This window comes from uncultured Negativibacillus sp., from assembly GCF_944388365.1.
Lineage (GTDB): Bacteria > Bacillota > Clostridia > Oscillospirales > Ruminococcaceae > Negativibacillus.
Genome location: NZ_CALXIN010000003.1, coordinates 21,781 through 39,955, shown reverse-complemented (window position 1 = coordinate 39,955; position 18,175 = coordinate 21,781). Strand labels below are relative to the sequence as shown.

Genomic DNA, 18,175 nt, shown 5'->3' with positions numbered 1-18,175 from the left:
ACTTCACAGGCTTAGTATGGGCGGACAAAGCTGATTTATCCTCCTGCAAATTGGTGCGAAAAAAAGTTGACAAAGCGGATAAATCATGATAGATTAAGAATAATCCAGAAGAACGAAAAATCGATGAAAAGGAAGTAAAACGATCAGCGCACTCCCAGAGAGCCGGCGGAAGCTGAGAAGCCGGTAGAAAGCGGAATCGACAAAGTAGCCTTTGAGAGGATGCCAAACGGAAAAACAGTCCGCTGTTTTTCTCAGTAGACCATCACGATTGAACCCCGTTACCGGTTCGGCGCGTTCGTTGGACGTGCACAGAGTGGGCAGAGCTTTCTGCCAACAAAGGTGGTACCGCAGGAAAGTTACTCCTGTCCTTTGCAGATGCAAAGGACAGGAGTTTTTTATTTTCCGGTACAGCGTCAACATCCTTCTTTTCGGATTTTTTGATTCTATTTGAGTTTCAGAAAGGAGTTTCGATATGAGAGAACTGTCGAAAATTTATGATCCAAAACAGGTAGAAGATCGCACCTATCAGTTTTGGCTCGACGGCGGATATTTTCACGCAGAGCCAAATCCAGATAAAAAGCCATACACCATCGTGATTCCACCTCCGAACATCACCGGTCAGCTGCACATGGGCCACGCACTCGACGAAACCTTGCAGGACATCCTCATCCGTTTCCGCAGAATGCAGGGTTATGAAACCCTCTGGCTGCCAGGTACCGACCATGCTTCGATCGCAACCGAGGCGAAGATCGTCAACGCCATGAAGGAAGAGGGACTGACCAAGGAAGATCTGGGTCGTGAAGGCTTCCTCGAGCGCGCATGGGAATGGAAACGCAAATACGGCGGCAGAATCATCGAGCAGCTCAAAAAGCTCGGTTCCTCCTGTGACTGGGACAGAGAGCGTTTCACCCTCGATGACGGCTGCTCCGAGGCTGTTAAAGAGGTATTCGTCAACCTCTACAACAAGGGCCTCATCTATCAGGGCGAGCGCATCATCAACTGGTGTCCGCACTGCATGACCTCCATCTCGGATGCAGAGGTTGAATATGAGGAGCAGGCAGGTCACTTCTGGCACCTGCGCTACCCGCTGACCGATGGCAGCGGCGAAGTGATTCTGGCGACCACCCGTCCGGAAACCATGCTGGGTGATACCGCTGTTGCAGTTAATCCAAAGGATGAGCGCTATCAGAATCTGATCGGCAAGACCCTGACCCTCCCACTGGTTAACAGAGAAATTCCGATTGTCGGCGACGACTATGTTGATATGGAATTCGGTACCGGCGTTGTTAAGATCACTCCGGCACACGACCCGAACGACTATGAGGTTGGACGCAGACACAACCTGCCGATCATCAAGGTGATGAACGACGACGCTACCATGACCGCAGACTGCGGCAAATATGCCGGCATGGACCGCTATGAGGCAAGAAAAGCCATCGTCAAAGACCTGGAGGAACAGGGCTTCCTCGTTAAGATCGAGGACCATGCACACAACGTCGGCACCTGCTACCGCTGCGGAACCACCGTTGAACCGATGGTATCCAAACAGTGGTTTGTCAAGATGGAGCCGCTGGCAAAACCTGCCATCGACGTTGTCCGCGACGGCCGAATCAAACTGATTCCAGAGCGTATGAACAAGACCTATTTCAACTGGATGGAAAACATCAAAGACTGGTGTATCTCCCGTCAGCTGTGGTGGGGTCATCGTATTCCGGCTTACTACTGTGAAGATTGCGGCGAGGTTATCGTTGCAAAGGATGCACCGGAAAAATGTCCGAAGTGCGGCAGCACCCATCTGCATCAGGATGAGGACACCCTGGATACCTGGTTCAGCTCCGCTCTGTGGCCATTCTCCACTCTGGGCTGGCCAAACAACACCGAGGAGCTCAAATACTTCTATCCAACCAGCACACTGGTAACCGGCTACGACATCATCTTCTTCTGGGTAGCAAGAATGATCTTCTCCGGTCTGGAACACATGGGCGATATCCCATTCAACACCGTTCTGTTCCACGGTCTGGTTCGTGACGCACAGGGCAGAAAGATGTCCAAATCGCTGGGCAACGGTATCGACCCGCTGGAAATCATCGACCAGTACGGCGCAGATGCTCTGCGTTTCACTCTGGCAACCGGCAACACCCCAGGCAACGATATGCGTTTCAGCGATGAAAAGGTAATCGCAAGCCGTAACTTTGCAAACAAGATCTGGAACGCATCCCGCTTTGTCATGATGAACCTCAAGGATGAGAACATGAGTCTGGAGCTGCCAAAGGAACTGGCAGTTGAGGACAAATGGGTGCTCACCAAATATAACAAATTGGTTCAGGAAGTCACCGACAACCTCGAAAAATTCGAGCTGGGCATCGCTGTCAGCAAGCTGTACGACTTCATCTGGGATGTATTCTGCGACTGGTATGTAGAGCTTGCAAAATCCAGACTGTGGGAAGATGGTCAGGAAGCCGATACCGCAAGAAAGGTACTGGTTTATGTCATGACCAACACCCTCAAGCTGCTGCATCCGTTCATGCCATTCATCACCGAGGAAATCTGGCAGGCTCTGCCGCATGAAGGCGAGAGCATCATGGTTTCTGCTTGGCCGGTATACTGCGAGGAGCTCAACTTCTCCGCAGAGGAAAAAGAGTTTGAAAAGGTAATGGACGCCATCAAGGCAGTTCGTGCCCGCCGCTCTGAGATGAACGTACCGCCGAGCAAGAAGGCAACGCTCTACATCGAGACAGCTTCGGAGGAGATCTTCCTGAAGTCCACCGCCTTCCTGACCAGACTTGCATGGGCAGACCAGATCGTTCTGGGTGCACCGGAAGACGCACAGTCCTGCGTACAGGTCATCACCGACAGCGCAAAAATCTTTATGCCGCTGTCTCAGCTGGTAGACCGCGACAAGGAAATTGCAAGACTGACCAAGGAAAAACAGGCCTGTGAAAAGGACATTGCTTTCCTCAGCGGCAAGCTCAACAACCCTGGCTTTGTTTCCAAGGCGCCGGAAAAGGTTATCAACGACCAGAAGGCAAAACTGGCAAAGGCACAGGAGCTGCTTGCAAAGATCGAATCCAGCCTTGCTGCATTTGAAAAGTAATCGGGATTGATTTATCATAAAAAAGGGACCGGAAGCTTCCGGTCCCTTTTTTGCGCAGAAAAAAAGCTCCTCTGTTTTCAGAGGAGCTTTTTGTTGCAGCAAAATTACTTGGTGCCGAAGATACGGTCGCCGCAGTCGCCCAGACCAGGAACGATGTATTTTTCATCGTTGAGCTTTTCGTCTTTGGCTGCGCAGTAAACCTGAACATCAGGATGTGCGTCGGTCAGTGCATTCAGACCTTCTGGTGCAGCGATGATGCACATGTATTTGATGTTGGTAGCGCCGCTCTCTTTGAGCATGTTGATTGCCTCAACAGCAGAACCGCCGGTTGCCAGCATTGGATCGAGCACGATTACTTCACGCTCATTGATGTCGGATGGCAGTTTGCAGTAGTATCTGACTGGCTGCAGAGTCTGTGGATCGCGGTACAGACCGATGTGGCCAACCTTAGCAGCAGGAACCATCGACAGTACACCGTCGAGCATGCCGATACCTGCACGCAGGATCGGAACGAAAGCGAGTTTTCTGCCAGCGATGACTTTGGTTTTTGCGATGGAAATAGGGGTTTCCACCTCAACCTCTTTGAGTGGCAGATCGCGGGTTGCTTCGTAGCACATCAGCATGGAAACCTCGCTGACCAGCTCACGGAACTCTTTGGAACCGGTGTTTTTGTTGCGCAGCAGGGAAATTTTGTGCTGAATCAGTGGATGGTCAAGAATCATAGGAGTCATAATGATCGAATCCTTTCATGTTCAAAATGGAATATGGGATGATGAAAATCATGCACGCGGCATTCTTTTCATCAGTCTTGCCTTAAAAAAACTACAAACTTATTTTACAACAAATGCGGCTGGAAGAAAATATTTTTTGCAAGTTTTTTTTAGTTTGCATCAAAAAATCGGCAATTTACTGAAATCTCTTATAAAAATTCATTTATTTGCCGAAATTTTCTTCCAGTGCCAGGATCTTGTCCACTCTTCTCTGGTGGCGTCCGCCTTCAAACTGTGCATCCAGAAAAGCGTCGACCATCATGCAGGCAAGGCCAGGGCCAACCACTCTGCCGCCGAAGCACAGAACGTTGGCATCGTTGTGCAGACGGGTGAATTTAGCGCTGAAGCAGTCGGAGCAGCAGGCAGCGCGGATGCCTTTGACCTTGTTTGCAGCCATCGAGATGCCGATGCCGGTGCCGCAGATGAGAATGCCCATCTCGCACTCGCCGCTGACGATCTTGTCGCAGGCAGCTTTGGCGATGTCTGGATAGTCCACCGAGTTTTCGTCGTAGCAGCCGACGTCGACAAATTCAACGCCGCGTTCCTTCAGATGTTTGTTGATCTCCTGTTTGAGCAGGAAACCGCCGTGATCGCTTCCAATAACCAGCATGGTAAAAAACCTCCTCGAATAATCAATGAATCGTCAATCTCTCTTATTTTTCCTGTTGCTGCTTGCGTTTGAGCTGCAATTCCCGCTGGGCCTGCGGCAGCTTGAGATAGACCGGCACCAGCTGCTGCGGTTCGACGGTCTGCATCCGATTTTCCCGCAGGCCGCACAGGGCAGCCAGTCCCACACCGTAGGCATGCTGGAGCAGCAGATGGCTGCCAGGCAGCTGCAGGGTGCGCTCAGGATAGAGCCGATGCATGGTGCTGAGCACCAGCTGTGCACCGTCGCCCAGCACCGTGATGGTTTTTTCCTCCGGCTGTTTTGCCAGCAGGTGACACAGGTCCTCCGCCATCAGTGCCGCGTCCTCGTGCAGGCGGTGCATGCCGTTGTCTGCATCGAACAGGGTAGTGTAGACCTGACCGCAGCGTGCATCCAGCGCCGGACAGATCAGTCCCTGACGGTCGGACAGGTTAAAGGCAAGTCCCTCCAGCGCCGATACCGACACACAGGGTTTGTTTAATGCCTGTGCCATGCCTTTGACGGCAGCGACACCGATGCGCAGGCCGGTAAACGATCCGGGGCCGGTGGAAACGGCAAACAGGTCGACATCACCGACCGAGGTCTTGCTGCAGGCAAACATCGCCTCGACCATCGGCATGATGGTCTGGCTGTGGGTCAGATGGGCGTCGGTATAAAACTGGGCGACAGGACGGTCATCTTCGAGCAGTGCGCAGCTGGCTGCGGCTGCCGAAGTGTCCATAGCAAAGATAATCAAAGGAACAATCCCCTTTCCATCGTTAAAAAATCAGGATCTCACGTGCGTCCGGATCTGTGTCCACCTTGCGGATCTCCACAGTGATGGCGTTGTCCGGCAGGACAGCTTCGATGTTTTCGCTCCACTCGATGGCCATGATGCCGCCGTAGTCGAGGTAGTCAAAAAATCCGGTGGAATACAGATCGTCAAAGGTTTCCACACGGTACATATCGAAGTGATACAGGGCACGGTCCCCGTTTCCATATTGATGCACCAAAGCAAAGGTTGGGCTGGAAACGTGGTCGGACAGCCCCAGACCGCGGCACAATCCGCGGGTAAAGGCGGTTTTGCCTGCGCCCATGGGTCCGCGGTAGGCGATGACATCGCCGCTTTTCAAGGTCGACGCAAATTCGGCGGCAATCTGTTCTGTTTGTTCTGTGCTGTGACTTAGATAACGTTTCAAGGGGTCAGCCTTCCTTTTTCAGTAAAATGGAAAAACCGGCGCGCACCCTCCCAAAACAAGGGAGGATGGCGCGGTTTTTAATAAGGTTTTGGGTGAATGTTTTTGCCGGAACAATTTTCCACAGAGGCTTGTGCATCAGGTGGAAAATATTCGGAGCAGGATGTTTAGAACAATCCCTGGATGTGGCCGTCGGCATCGATGTCGATGCGGTAAGCAGCCGGCTCCTTGCCCAGACCAGGCATGGTCATGATGGTGCCGGAGAGTGCAACAATGAAGCCTGCACCGGCAGAGAGTTTAACATCGCGGATATTGATCTTGAATCCGGTTGGACGTCCCAGCTTGGTAGCATCGTCCGAGAGGGAGTACTGGGTCTTTGCCATACAGATCGGCAGTTTGTCCTTGCCCAGTTTCTCGATTTCAGCGATGGCCTTGTTTGCCTCGGAGGAGTAAACAACACCGTCTGCACCGTAGATGGTCTTGGCGATGGTTTCGATCTTCTCCTTGATCGGCAGGTTGACGTCGTAGATCGGAGCAAAGTTTGCAGGTTTTTCGCAGGCTTTGACGACCTTCTCGGCCAGTTCGATACCGCCTTCGCCGCCTTTTGCAAAGACGTCGGACAGTGCAAATTCTACGTCGTTTTCGCGGCAGTAGTTTTCCAGAACCTCGACCTCTTCGTCCGAGTCGGTCAGGAAGTGGTTGATGGCAACAACGACCGGAACACCGAATTTCTTCATGTTTTCAACGTGAGCAGCCAGGTTGCACAGACCGGCTTTGACTGCTTCTACATTTGGCTTGGAGGTTTCTGCCTTTGGAACGCCGCCGTTATATTTGAGTGCGCGCAGAGTAGCAACAACAACGATGGCAGATGGAGCAAGACCGGCGTAGCGGCACTTGATGTCCAGGAACTTCTCAGCGCCCAGGTCGGAGCCGAAGCCTGCCTCGGTGATGGTGTAGTCAGCCAGTTTCAGTGCCAGTTTGGTTGCTCTGACCGAGTTGCAGCCGTGAGCGATGTTTGCAAATGGGCCGCCGTGCATCAGAGCCGGAGTGTTTTCCAGTGTCTGTACCAGGTTTGGTTTGATGGCGTCTTTCAGAAGAACTGCCATCGAGCCGTTGACCTGCAGGTCCTTTGCATAGACCGGACGGTTATCGTAAGTGTAAGCAACCAGGATGTTGCCCAGACGCTCTTTGAGGTCCATCAGGTCGGAAGCCAGGCACAGGATTGCCATAACTTCGCTGGCAACGGTGATCTGGAAGCCGTCCTCACGCGGAACGCCGTTTGCCTTGCCGCCAAGACCGACGTTGACAAAGCGCAGAGCACGGTCGTTCATGTCCATGCAGCGTTTGAAGAGAACGCGGCGAGGGTCGATGTTCAGCTGGTTGCCCTGCTGGAGATGGTTGTCCAGAATAGCGCAGAGCAGGTTGTTTGCGGCGGTGATGGCGTGCATGTCGCCGGTGAAGTGGAGGTTGATGTCCTCCATCGGAACGACCTGAGCATAGCCGCCGCCGGCAGCGCCGCCCTTGATGCCGAATACCGGACCGAGGGATGGCTCACGCAGAGCGATGATGGCATTTTTGCCGATTTTGGTCATCGCCTGACCAAGACCGACGGTAGTGGTGGTTTTGCCTTCACCGGCAGGAGTCGGGTTGATGGCAGTCACCAGGATGAGTTTGCCATCCGGTTTGTTTTCCAGACGTTTTGCCAGGTGGTCAGAAAGTTTTGCTTTGTAGTGTCCGTATGGTTCCAGCTCCTCCGGCTGGATGCCAAGCTGAGCAGCGACCTCAACGATTGGTTTCATCTTGCACTGCTGGGCGATTTCGATGTCTGTAAGCATGGTAATTCCTCCTTCAAGAAATAAAGTAAGAATGAGTGTTCCTTCAGCGCACCTTTCTGTCATCGGGCACAAAGGGCAGGAATGATGTCCGAAGTCATCCCTGCGGCCGGCAAAGAAAAACCGGCTGCACTGCCGCAAGTATATGTCAGCGCATCGAATCAGACTGTTACATACAATTGGTGACTTCAGTATACCATACTTTTTGGAAGGGGAAAAGAGGGAAGAAAAAATCTGCGGCAATATTCATCTATTTCCGGTTGAAAGATGGGTCGATTCATAATATAATAGGGAAGTCACAAAATCGGATGCTTTCTGGGAAAAAGAAGGACACGCAACACGTTTTGAAGAAAGGCTTTTGGCTATGGTAAAATCTTTTTTTTCTGCCATCGGCAGGTATATTCGGGACACCGACTGGATGCTGATGGTCTGCTGCATCTCGCTGTCGGGATTCAGCACGCTATTGATTTACAGCTTATATAAAAATGGGGAGATCGGACGACTCAATACCGTGCTGGTGCAGCCGGCGATGATGCTGTGCGGCATCGCTGCGGCGGTGGTCCTCTCCAAAATTGACTATCACACGATGGCACGGATGTGGAAGTGGCACAGTGCATTGTGCTATGGACTGGCGCTGCTGGTTTTTCCGTTTGGCGTACAGCGTGTGGACTGGGTCGACGACAAGGCATGGCTGCCCATCCCGTTCACCTCGATCAGCTTTCAGCCGTCCGAGCTTTTGAAAATTTCGTTTATTATCAGCTTTGCCTACCATCTGTCGACGGTGCGCGAAAAGCTAAACCATCCAAAGCAGCTGCTGGCATTGTGTATCCACGGAGCCATTCCCTGTGCGATCATCCACCTGCAGGGCGACGACGGTACCGCGCTGGTCATGGCGGTCATCTTTGCAAGCATGCTGTTTGCGGCGGGACTGTCGTGGAAATACATCGTGCCGGTGCTGGCAGTCATTCCGCCGGCGGCGCTGGTGGCATGGAACTTTTTGCTGGATGACGACAAAAAAAGCAGAATTCTGGCAATCATCAATCCGGAGATGGTCAGCGAAGCGATCACCTGGCAGCAGGACAGAGGACTGATCGCCATCGGAAACGGCGGCTTGTGGGGAAACGGTATCTTTATGGAGACCGGACAATTCCGCTATGTGCCGGAGGTCTACAACGACTTTATCTTTACTTATATCGGGGAGACGGTCGGCTTTATCGGCTGCATCGCAGTGCTGGCGGTGCTGGCGTTCATCTGCATCCGAATCCTGTACAACGGACTGCATGCCTGTGATGAGATGGGCAAATATATCTGTGTGGGTGTCTTTGCGCTCATCGGCATCCAGATCATCATCAACATCGGCATGTGTTTGAAGCTGCTGCCGGTTATCGGCGTTACGCTGCCGTTTTTGTCGGCGGGAGGTACCTCCACCGGTACGCTCTACCTTGCCATCGGCGTGGTGCTCAGCGTCCATATGCACAGCGGCAAGGATTTGCTGTTTGGATAGTTGGAATCGACAGACCTCGGCGTCGCCGAGGTCTGATTTTGTAATTGTCAGAATTTTTATAATTTTTACATTTATTGCTATAAAAATAAACGAAGTTCTGCCACCATAGAGAGGCGGACAAAACAGGGAGGTCACATCGAATGGGAGAAAATGGGGGTTATGCCGGCGCAGTGATTGCCGCCGGAGGAATGGCGCAGCGGATGCAGGGCATCGACAAACAGGGACTGTGCATCGGCGGGATACCGGTGCTGGTGCGCTCGATTCTGGCGATGGATGCACTGGAGCAGATCCGCGAGATTGTGGTGGTGGCGCGTCCGGAGATGTTTGCGCAGATTGAGGGATGGAGGCAGCAGTATCAGCTGCCGCCGTTTGTGCTGACGGCAGGAGGAGCGACCCGCCAGCAGTCGGTGCTGGCAGGAGTGGAAAAGCTGTCGGACAAGGTGGAATACGTTGCAATTCACGACGGCGCCCGTCCCTTTGCGGATAAGGCGCTGGTGGAACGCTGCCTGCAGGCGGCGATAGAGCATGGAGCGGCGACGGCGGCGGTGCGCACCAAGGACACCATCAAGGTAGCGGCGCCCGACGGCTCGATTGCACAGACGCCCGACCGCAGCACGCTGTATCTGACCCAGACGCCGCAGATCTTCTCGCTCGAACTGTACCGCAGAGCGGCGGCGCAGGCACAGCAGGAGGGACTGGATTTTACCGACGACTGCCAGCTGGTGGAGCACATCGGTCAGAAGGTATGGCTGTCGGAAGGAAGCTATCAGAATATCAAGATCACGACGCCGGAGGATGTTGCCGTTGCACGGGCCATCGCCGGAGAGAAGGAGGAAACAAAGATGGAGATCCGCGCAGGACATGGATATGATGTTCACCGGCTGACCCGTGGAAGAAAATTGATTCTGGGTGGAGTGGACATCCCGTGGGAGCTGGGTCTGCTGGGACATTCGGATGCGGATGTGCTGGTACATGCCGTGATGGATGCACTGCTGGGCGCAGCAGCGATGGGAGACATTGGAAAGCATTTTCCAGACACCGACCCTGCCTATGCCGGAGCAGACAGTATCGCACTGCTGCGCCATGTGGTGGCGCTGCTCAAAAAGGAGGGCTATCGCATTGTCAACATCGACGCGACGGTGATTGCACAGCGGCCAAAACTCAAGGACTACATTCCGCAGATGTGCGCAAATATAGCGGCGGCCTGTGAAATCACACAGGGACAGGTTAACGTCAAGGCCACCACCGAGGAAAAGCTGGGCTTTACCGGCAGCGGTGAGGGCATGAGCGCGCACAGCGTGTGCATCCTGCAAAGATAGACAGAAGGTCAATCTGCGGCGATTCTGCATAAGATGGGGAAAGACCCATCTGAAGGAGGATCGCTATGAGTCAAACCATTGAATATACAGAAATACCGGTCACCTCGCTGACCTATGCGCTGAAAGGACAGAAGCTGCTGCAGCAGTGTGGAATCATGGCCTGGGCAGGCCGCGACCACCAGAGAACCAGCGGCTGTGGATATCAGCTGACAGTGCGCGGAGACGCCGAAAAGGCCCGCCGGCTGCTGGAACAAAACGGCATCAGGATCAAACAGCTGCCGCAGGGAGGGACCGGACGATGATTTATTTTGATAATGCCGCCACCACCTTTCCAAAGCCGCCGGCAGTTGTACAGGCGGTGCGGGAAGCCTTGGTGCGCTACGGCGCAAATCCTGGACGAAGCGGTCATGATCTGTCGATGCAGACCGCACAGAAAATCTATGAATGCCGTGAAAAGCTGGCAACGCTGTTTTGCTGTCAGTCCGAGCAGATTGTCTTTACCAAAAACTGCACCGAGTCGGTCAACATCGCCATCAAAGGAATGCTGCGTCCAGGAGATCACCTGATCATCTCGGATTTGGAGCACAACGCGGTCTACCGTGTGGCGGAGGCGCTTAGGCGTGCCGGACTGATTACCTACGATGTCGCGGCAGTGACAGCAAGCGACGAGCAGACGGTGCTCAACTTTGAGCGGCTCATCCGTCCCAATACTCGCATGATCGCCTGCACCCATGCCAGCAACGTCTTTGGCTTTCGGCTGCCGGTGGAGAAAATCGGCGCGATGGCACACCGCCGCGGTCTGCTGATGGTGGTGGATGCCGCCCAGACGGCAGGACTGCTCACCATCGACCTGTCGCGGATGCACATCGACTATCTGTGCATGCCAGGTCACAAGGGACTGTATGGTCCGGCGGGAACCGGTGTACTGATCGTCAACAATTCCCTGCTGCCGCAGTCGCTGTGTCAGGGAGGTACCGGCAGTCTGTCGATGGAGCCGGAGATGCCCGACTTTCTGCCCGACCGGCTGGAGAGCGGAACGATCAACACCAGCGGCATCATCGGACTGGGCGCGGGCGTCGATTTTGTGCTGAAAAACACACCGGAACGCCTTTACCGCCACGAGATGCAGCTGTGCAGCGCACTGTACCATGGGCTGCGTTCCATCCGAGGCGTGGTGCTCTACTCCAATCCGCCGCAGCTGGGCAGAAATCTGCCGGTGGTTGCGATGAATTATGTGGGACTGAATCCTGAGCGCGCAGCAGAGCTGCTCAATCAACATCATATCGCTGTCCGCGCAGGTTTTCACTGTGCAGCGCTGGCACATCGCAAGATGGGCACCGACCGCGAAGGTACGGTGCGCATGAGTCTGGGTGCTTTTAATAGCATGGACGAGGTGCGAACCGTCTGCAAGGTATCGGAAAAAATTGCCCGCATCCGCCGATAGAAAAAAATTTGTAGCGGCTGTTGGATTATATTTATAAATATGTTACAATAAAATCAATAAAGCATGTGAGAAAAGCAGCGCCGATTTGCGGCGCTGGATGTTGCGCGGACAGGCTGTGAATGTGTCCGCCGGCAGAGATTGGAAGCTGAGAATCAAAAGACAACAAAGAGGATGATGAGAATGGTAAGTGAATGGAACCAAATCATCGGTACGATCAGGGCGATCGGTGTATGGGATATTGTAGATATTGTAATCGTTGCAATTTTGATCTATCAGGTCATCAAATTGATCCGCGAAACCAGGGCGATGCAGCTGGCAAAGGGTTTGATTTTGCTGCTGCTGCTCTACTTTGTGGCGTATAATCTGAACATGAAGACGGTCAGGTTCATCATGCAGAACCTGGTGGCGACCGGTGTATTGGCGCTGGTCATCGTCTTTCAGCCGGAGCTGCGCCGGATGCTCGAGCATGTGGCACAGACCAAGTTTAACCGGCTCAACATCTTCCAGTCCTCCCAGGAGAAGGACAGCCAGCTGGCGGGCGTCTGGAACGAGAGCATCACCACCATTGCAAATGCCTGTGAATATCTGTCCAAAACAAAGACCGGTGCGCTGATCGTATTCGAGCGGGAAACCAAGCTCGGAGAGATCATCAAGACCGGAACGGTGGTGGATGCAACGCCGAGCAACGAGCTGATCGGCAACCTGTTCTTTGTCAATTCGCCGCTGCACGACGGCGCCATGATTATCCGCGATGGACGCATCTGTGCGTCGGGCTGCTTTTTGCCGCTGAGCCAGAACTACACCATCAGCAAGGAGATGGGCACCCGTCACCGCGCAGCATTGGGTATGAGCGAAAACTCGGACGCTGTTGTTGTGGTGGTTTCGGAGGAAACCGGCACCATCTCGGTGGCACAGGGCGGCGTCATCGAACGAAACTTTACCATCCCGCAGCTGGAGCAGCGTCTGCGGCATGAGATCCTCCACTCCCACGAGGGAGAACAGCAAAAACAAAACAGCGTCAAGGCGCTGCTGCGCAAGGTGAAAAAGTAGGCTCACCGCGCAGAGATTGACAGGAAAAGGAGGACCTTCGGATGAAAAAAGAATCTATTTTTGACAACAAAACCTTTCTGGTTGTGTTGTCGGTGGTGATGGCTTTTTTTGCCTGGCTGTTTGTGGCGCTGGACAGCAATGATACCAAGGGCAAGACCATCTCGGGCGTTTCCATCGACATGGAAGAGGTCGACGAATCCATCGGCAAGCTGGGACTGAGCACCATCTCCAGCGAACAGCCAAAGGTGTCGGTGCGGGTGGAAGGTGTCATCTATGACATCGGCAATCTGACCGCCGACGATATCCGCGTATACCCTGACATTTCCAAGGTAACCACCGCGGGAATGCACACCATAGAGCTCAAAGGAGAGGTGGTGGACGGCAGCAAGGACATCACCATCGAGGAAATTTCTCCGTCGAGCATCCAGATTAAATTTGACAGCCTCCAGACGAAGACACTGGAGATCAAAGCAAAACTCTCCGGTTACAGTGCACCGGCCGACAACTATCTGATCCGCGATGTCAGTGTCAGCCCGAGCAGCGTGGCAATCACCGGTCCTGCCGAGGATATTGCCCGCATCAGCCAGTGCGTAGTGGAAAAGGATATTGACCAGGAACTGACCAGCAGCTACACCGAGACGCTGCCGCTCAAATTCCTCGATGCTGACGGCAACGAGCTGGATCTGAAGTATGTGGTCAGCGATGTGACCGAGGCGCGTGTCACCATCCCGATCCTCAAGAAGAAGGTTGTACCGGTAACGCTGGACTTTATTAACGTTCCGGACGGTTTCCCAGTCGATGAACTGGACTTCACCATCTCCAACGAGGAGATCGAGGTAGCAGGTCCGCCAGAGGCTATCGACAACTACGCCTCGATTCCGCTGGGTCAGATCGACATCAAGAGTCTGGATCTGAACAAGACCGAATCGTTTGAGGTAAAACTCCCGACCGGATTTGTCAACACCCAGAACATCCAGAATGTGCTGGTTCAGTTTAATTCCGAGGGCATGATCAAAAAGAGCTTTAATGTCAGCAATATTGTGGTACAGAATGTACCGCTCAACTATGAGGCACAGGCGACGACCCAGGAGATCACCAACGTGGAGATCGTGGGCCCGCAGGAGATTGTGGAGAGCCTGGTAGCGGGAGACATTGTGGCAACAGTGGACTTGCAGGCAAGCTCGAGCATCACATCGGGACAGGTGGAACTGCCTGTCACCATCTCGGTACCGAAGAAAGGTCTGGTCTGGGCGGTCGGCGATTATAAGGCGATCGTGCTGATCGAGGAAAACAACGTCACCGGTCAGCAGGACGAGGCGACCGAGAATCAATCCTGAGAAAAGTGAACAGAGGATACAGGCGGGAGACTGCACAGTGCAGTCTCCCGTTGTTGTGAGAGAACAGAAAGGCGGTTTGATATGGCGATTATCGTTTCACAGGTAAAAACATCGCTGAAGGACTCATCGGACAGAGAAAAGATATTGGAAGCGGCGCGAAAGATGGCACACCTTCGCAGGGAGGAAATCGCCTGTGCCTATCTGGTCAAAACCAGCGTGGATGCCCGTCACCAGGACAATATCCTGCTGGTCAGCTCGGTGGGATTCGAGCTTAATGCCGATGAAAAGGAACTGGCGTGCAAGGAGCGGGAGGTTTTGTCCCGTGTCCATGGACGCAATGCAGAGCAGATCAAGATTCAGCACAGTGTCCCGCTGCAATTTTCCTGTGGAAGCCAGCCGATGCAGCGTCCGCCGGTCATCGTCGGATTTGGTCCGGCGGGAATGTTTGCGGGTCTGGCTCTGGCGCGGATGGGATACCGTCCGATCATTCTGGAGCGCGGCGCCGATGTAGATCGCCGTGTGCAGGCAGTGGAAGGCTTCTGGAAGGAGCGCCGGCTCGACACCGCCACCAATGTGCAGTTTGGAGAAGGCGGCGCCGGCACCTTTTCGGACGGCAAGCTGACCACCCGCATCAGCGATTCCCGATGCAGCTTTATTTTGGAGGAGATGATCCGCCACGGCGCACCACAGGAGATTCGTTACCGCCAGAAACCGCATGTGGGCACCGATCTGCTGAGAGGAGTGGTCAAAAACATCCGCGAGGAGATCATCCGTCTGGGCGGACAGGTCCACTTTTTGACCAAGGTGGAGGATGTTGTGCTTAAAGATGGCCGTGTGCAGGCGGTCAAAACGGAGCAGGGAGAGATCCCTGCCGAGGCGGTCATCTTTGCGGTGGGCCACAGTGCGCGCGACACCTTTGAGATGCTGTGCCAAAAGCAGGTGGTGCTGGAGCCAAAGCCGTTTTCGGTGGGTGTGCGCATCGAACAGTCCCAGAAGGTGATCGACTACGGACTGTACGGAAAAAGTGCAGGTCATCCCTCTTTGCCAAAAGGAGAATATCAGCTGTCCTGGCGCAATGAACAGGGCAGAGGCGTCTATACCTTCTGTATGTGCCCGGGAGGCTTTGTGGTGGCGTCCTCGTCGGAGGAAAACACCGTCGTTACCAACGGCATGAGCGAGTATGCCCGCGATGCCCAGAATGCCAATGCGGCGCTGGTGGTGTCGGTGGATACCGCCGACTATGGCAGCGGCGTGCTCGACGGCATCGCCTTCCAGCGTCAGCTGGAGCACAAGGCATTCTGCCTGGGTGGAAGCGATTACCGCGCTCCTGCCCAGTCGGTCAAGAGCTTTCTGGAACAGAGCAGCCCTGACCTTTCGATGGCTTCGACCACGCCGAGCTTTTCGTGCGGTGTCAAGGAGGCAAACCTGCGCAGCGCCTTCCCTGAGCAAATCAACACCATGCTCGAGCAGGGAATGCACCGATTTAACCGCAAGCTGCCTGGTTTTGCCGATGCGGATGCGGTCATTACCGGCATCGAAACGAGAACTTCCTCGCCGGTGCGCATCACCCGCAATCCTGACACGTTACAGGCGCTGGGTCTGAGCGGACTGTACCCCTGTGGAGAAGGCGCCGGCTATGCGGGCGGCATTGTGAGCGCTGCCGTGGACGGCGTGCGTGTCGCAGAGCAGGTGATGTCGATCTACGCACCTTTGGAGGAGAAAGAATAGACGGATTTTCTGCACGCCGTCCTCGACATCGTGCGAGTCGCAGAACAGGTGATGTCGATCTACGCACCTTTGGAGGAGAAGAAGTAGGCGGATTCTCCGCACGCTATCGCCGTCCTCGACGTCGTAGGAGTTGCAGAATAGGTGATGTCGATTTACGCGCCTTTGGAGGAGAAGGAATAGGCAAATTTTCTGCACGCCGTTGGGAAGGCAGTATTCCGCCGTTGGGATGGTGGATTCCACCATCCACGATGGCGTACGAGTCGCAGAACAGGTGATGTCGATCTACGCACCTTTGGAGGAAAGAAAGTAACACTCCGTCGGGAAGGTAGCATTTCGCCGTTGGGATGGTGGATTCCACCATCCACGATGGCGTGCGTGTCGCAGAACAGGTGATGTCGATTTACGCACCTTTGGAGGAGAAAGAATAGACGGATTCTCTGTACAAGCCCATGAGATACAGAGATCAAACGGAAAATAGCAAAATAAAAAAGGATGTCCTTTCCAATAGAAAGGACATCCTTTTTGCTTAACAGAATTATTCTTCTGTGCTCTGAGTCGGGACGGAATGTTCGCGTTCCAGACGGCGGAACAGGCGGGCTGTTACAATCAGTGCAGCGATGGCCAGAATCACCTCAGCGGTAAACTGGGCATAGGTCAGACCGTACAGAGGGAACAGCCAGTTGAGGATGCACAGGGCAGGGATTTCCAGCACGATTTTGCGCAGGATGGCAAACAGCAGCGATTCGCGTCCCATGCCGACCGCCTGAAAGATACCAACTGCCAGAAAATCCAGCGACAGGAAGGGCAGTCCCAGCGAGAAGCCGCGCAGGAAGTGGGTACCATAGGCGATGATCGTCTCGTTCTGCATGAACAGCGAAACAAAGGTGGCTGGGAACAGCTCGAAGAGCAGCGCCACCGAGATGATGATGGTGAGCGCAGCCTTGCGCGAAAAGCTGACCGTCTGTTTCATACGGCGGATGTTGCCGCTGGAGTAGTTATAGCTGATCAGCGGCATAATGCCCTGGGAAAGTCCCTGGGAAACGTACATCGGAACCATGTAGATCTTCTGACAGATACCCATGGCAGCGACGGCATCTGCGCCGTAAGCGGAAGTGAAGTTGTTGAGCAGGGTCATGCCGGTGACGTTGAGCAGGTTCTGAATCGAGGCCGGGATGCCGACCGCGCACACGCCGCGGACAATCTCCTTTTTGAGGGTGAATTTCTTGGGGTTGATGCAGACAAAGGTGCGTCCGCGTTTGATAGCCAGCAGCACAAAGAAATACAGGCAGGCGACACAGTTGGAGATAAAGGTGGCAAGTCCCGCGCCGCCGGCTCCCATGTTGAGTCCCCATGGCAGGATAAAGATCGGGTCGAGGACGATGTTGAGCAGACAGCCGCTCATGGTGCCGATGCTGGCGTGTATGGCCGAACCTTCCGAGCGGACCAGATAAGCCATGACGACATTGAGGATGGCAGGCACTGCACCGCAGGTGACGGTCCACAGCATATAGGAGGCGGTGGCGTCGATGGTGGTGCTGTCTGCACCCAGCAGGCTCAGCAGCGGCTGGCGAAAGACGGTGCAGCACAGGGAGAAGATGGCGCCGCAGCCCAGTGCGCAGTAAAAGCCAAAGGCGGAGCTGTTGGATACGGTTTCATAGTCTTTTCGTCCCAGCGCACGGCTCATCATGCTGGAGCTGCCGACACCGAACAGGTTGTTGATGGCGTTAAAGGCAAGCAGCACCGGCGCAGCCAGTGTGACCGCTGCATTCTGGACAGGGTCGTTGAGCATGCCGACAAAGTAGGTGTCGGCAAGGTTGTAGATGACCATGACCAGCGAGCTGAGGATGGTCGGAACGGCAAGCTGTGCAACAGCTTTCGGGATGGCAGTCTGTTCAAACAGGACGGTTTTACTGTTTGATGGTTGCATCGAAAAACTCTCCTTCCGTTATACGCAAATTAAATTAACTTCCATTATAGCACGAACTAAGATTCGACACAACGATATTTTGTATAAAAACGATAGACCAAAATCATCACTAACGCTAAATTGATGTAAAAAATAAATGAAGATAATATAAAATAATAACACGGAATGTTTAATAATTATCAAATAATGACGAAATATACAACATAGTTGAAACATCTTTTCAAATAACGTATAAATATGGTATAATCAAAGCGAAATATTTGTGAATTCTAAGACTGTCCATCAGGTTCACAAATAGCATGTTTGTTATATGCAAACAATTTGTTGGAAAAAGTATTGGAGATGACGA

14 protein-coding genes are annotated in these 18,175 nt (G+C 53.7%); 8 read left to right on the top strand and 6 right to left on the bottom strand.

The window, feature by feature from the left end; genetic code table 11:
- The first annotated feature begins 472 nt into the window (after positions 1 to 472).
- Positions 473 to 3,094, top strand: coding sequence for a valine--tRNA ligase (locus tag Q0L39_RS00925; protein WP_296626461.1), 2,622 nt, complete (start codon positions 473 to 475; stop codon positions 3,092 to 3,094).
- A gap of 104 nt (positions 3,095 to 3,198) precedes the next feature.
- Here Q0L39_RS00925 and upp read toward each other — a convergent pair whose 3' ends face one another.
- From upp to Q0L39_RS00900, 5 genes are all read right to left on the bottom strand, one after another.
- On the bottom strand, positions 3,199 to 3,825 hold the full coding sequence (upp, locus tag Q0L39_RS00920; RefSeq protein ID WP_296626460.1) for a uracil phosphoribosyltransferase: 627 nt from the start codon (positions 3,823 to 3,825) through the stop codon (positions 3,199 to 3,201).
- Between the two features lie 202 nt (positions 3,826 to 4,027).
- Positions 4,028 to 4,474, bottom strand: coding sequence for a ribose 5-phosphate isomerase B (gene rpiB, locus Q0L39_RS00915; protein ID WP_296626459.1), 447 nt, complete (start codon positions 4,472 to 4,474; stop codon positions 4,028 to 4,030).
- A gap of 43 nt (positions 4,475 to 4,517) precedes the next feature.
- Positions 4,518 to 5,246, bottom strand: a complete 729-nt coding sequence (gene tsaB, locus Q0L39_RS00910; RefSeq protein WP_296626458.1) for a tRNA (adenosine(37)-N6)-threonylcarbamoyltransferase complex dimerization subunit type 1 TsaB — start codon at positions 5,244 to 5,246, stop codon at positions 4,518 to 4,520.
- Positions 5,247 to 5,268: 22 nt separating this feature from the next.
- Positions 5,269 to 5,688, bottom strand: a complete 420-nt coding sequence (tsaE, locus tag Q0L39_RS00905) for a tRNA (adenosine(37)-N6)-threonylcarbamoyltransferase complex ATPase subunit type 1 TsaE (RefSeq protein ID WP_296626457.1) — start codon at positions 5,686 to 5,688, stop codon at positions 5,269 to 5,271.
- Between the two features lie 164 nt (positions 5,689 to 5,852).
- On the bottom strand, positions 5,853 to 7,520 hold the full coding sequence (locus Q0L39_RS00900) for a formate--tetrahydrofolate ligase (protein WP_296626456.1): 1,668 nt from the start codon (positions 7,518 to 7,520) through the stop codon (positions 5,853 to 5,855).
- A 361-nt stretch (positions 7,521 to 7,881) separates the two neighbouring features.
- Here Q0L39_RS00900 and Q0L39_RS00895 point away from each other — a divergent pair, with 361 nt between their 5' ends.
- From Q0L39_RS00895 to Q0L39_RS00865, 7 genes are all read left to right on the top strand, one after another.
- Entirely contained in the window at positions 7,882 to 9,021 is a 1,140-nt protein-coding gene (locus Q0L39_RS00895) for an FtsW/RodA/SpoVE family cell cycle protein (protein WP_296626455.1), read from the top strand.
- A gap of 140 nt (positions 9,022 to 9,161) precedes the next feature.
- On the top strand, positions 9,162 to 10,340 hold the full coding sequence (gene ispF / locus Q0L39_RS00890; protein WP_296626454.1) for a 2-C-methyl-D-erythritol 2,4-cyclodiphosphate synthase: 1,179 nt from the start codon (positions 9,162 to 9,164) through the stop codon (positions 10,338 to 10,340).
- Positions 10,341 to 10,405: 65 nt separating this feature from the next.
- Positions 10,406 to 10,642 carry a hypothetical protein gene (locus tag Q0L39_RS00885; protein ID WP_296626453.1) on the top strand — a complete coding sequence of 79 codons (237 nt, stop codon included), beginning with the start codon at positions 10,406 to 10,408 and terminating at the stop codon, positions 10,640 to 10,642.
- Entirely contained in the window at positions 10,639 to 11,784 is a 1,146-nt protein-coding gene (locus tag Q0L39_RS00880; RefSeq protein WP_296626452.1) for an aminotransferase class V-fold PLP-dependent enzyme, read from the top strand. Before Q0L39_RS00885 ends, Q0L39_RS00880 begins: the two co-directional genes overlap by 4 nt.
- A gap of 180 nt (positions 11,785 to 11,964) precedes the next feature.
- Complete coding sequence (cdaA, locus tag Q0L39_RS00875) at positions 11,965 to 12,834, top strand: diadenylate cyclase CdaA (RefSeq protein WP_296626451.1); 870 nt, start codon at positions 11,965 to 11,967, stop codon at positions 12,832 to 12,834.
- Between the two features lie 41 nt (positions 12,835 to 12,875).
- Positions 12,876 to 14,171 carry a CdaR family protein gene (locus Q0L39_RS00870; protein ID WP_296626450.1) on the top strand — a complete coding sequence of 432 codons (1,296 nt, stop codon included), beginning with the start codon at positions 12,876 to 12,878 and terminating at the stop codon, positions 14,169 to 14,171.
- Positions 14,172 to 14,252: 81 nt separating this feature from the next.
- Positions 14,253 to 15,899, top strand: coding sequence for an FAD-dependent protein (locus tag Q0L39_RS00865; RefSeq protein ID WP_296626449.1), 1,647 nt, complete (start codon positions 14,253 to 14,255; stop codon positions 15,897 to 15,899).
- Between the two features lie 535 nt (positions 15,900 to 16,434).
- Here the strand turns inward: Q0L39_RS00865 and Q0L39_RS00860 are convergent.
- Positions 16,435 to 17,826 carry an MATE family efflux transporter gene (locus Q0L39_RS00860; protein ID WP_296626448.1) on the bottom strand — a complete coding sequence of 464 codons (1,392 nt, stop codon included), beginning with the start codon at positions 17,824 to 17,826 and terminating at the stop codon, positions 16,435 to 16,437.
- Positions 17,827 to 18,175 lie beyond the last annotated feature (349 nt).

Coding starts and splice junctions, on each gene's coding strand:
- Q0L39_RS00925 (WP_296626461.1), top strand. CDS start 473: ATGAGAGAACTGTCGAAAATTTATGATCCAAAACAGGTAGAAGATCGC.
- upp (WP_296626460.1), bottom strand. CDS start 3,825: ATGACTCCTATGATTCTTGACCATCCACTGATTCAGCACAAAATTTCC.
- rpiB (WP_296626459.1), bottom strand. CDS start 4,474: ATGCTGGTTATTGGAAGCGATCACGGCGGTTTCCTGCTCAAACAGGAG.
- Q0L39_RS00900 (WP_296626456.1), bottom strand. CDS start 7,520: ATGCTTACAGACATCGAAATCGCCCAGCAGTGCAAGATGAAACCAATC.
- Q0L39_RS00895 (WP_296626455.1), top strand. CDS start 7,882: ATGGTAAAATCTTTTTTTTCTGCCATCGGCAGGTATATTCGGGACACC.
- ispF (WP_296626454.1), top strand. CDS start 9,162: ATGGGAGAAAATGGGGGTTATGCCGGCGCAGTGATTGCCGCCGGAGGA.
- Q0L39_RS00885 (WP_296626453.1), top strand. CDS start 10,406: ATGAGTCAAACCATTGAATATACAGAAATACCGGTCACCTCGCTGACC.
- Q0L39_RS00880 (WP_296626452.1), top strand. CDS start 10,639: ATGATTTATTTTGATAATGCCGCCACCACCTTTCCAAAGCCGCCGGCA.
- cdaA (WP_296626451.1), top strand. CDS start 11,965: ATGGTAAGTGAATGGAACCAAATCATCGGTACGATCAGGGCGATCGGT.
- Q0L39_RS00870 (WP_296626450.1), top strand. CDS start 12,876: ATGAAAAAAGAATCTATTTTTGACAACAAAACCTTTCTGGTTGTGTTG.
- Q0L39_RS00865 (WP_296626449.1), top strand. CDS start 14,253: ATGGCGATTATCGTTTCACAGGTAAAAACATCGCTGAAGGACTCATCG.
- Q0L39_RS00860 (WP_296626448.1), bottom strand. CDS start 17,826: ATGCAACCATCAAACAGTAAAACCGTCCTGTTTGAACAGACTGCCATC.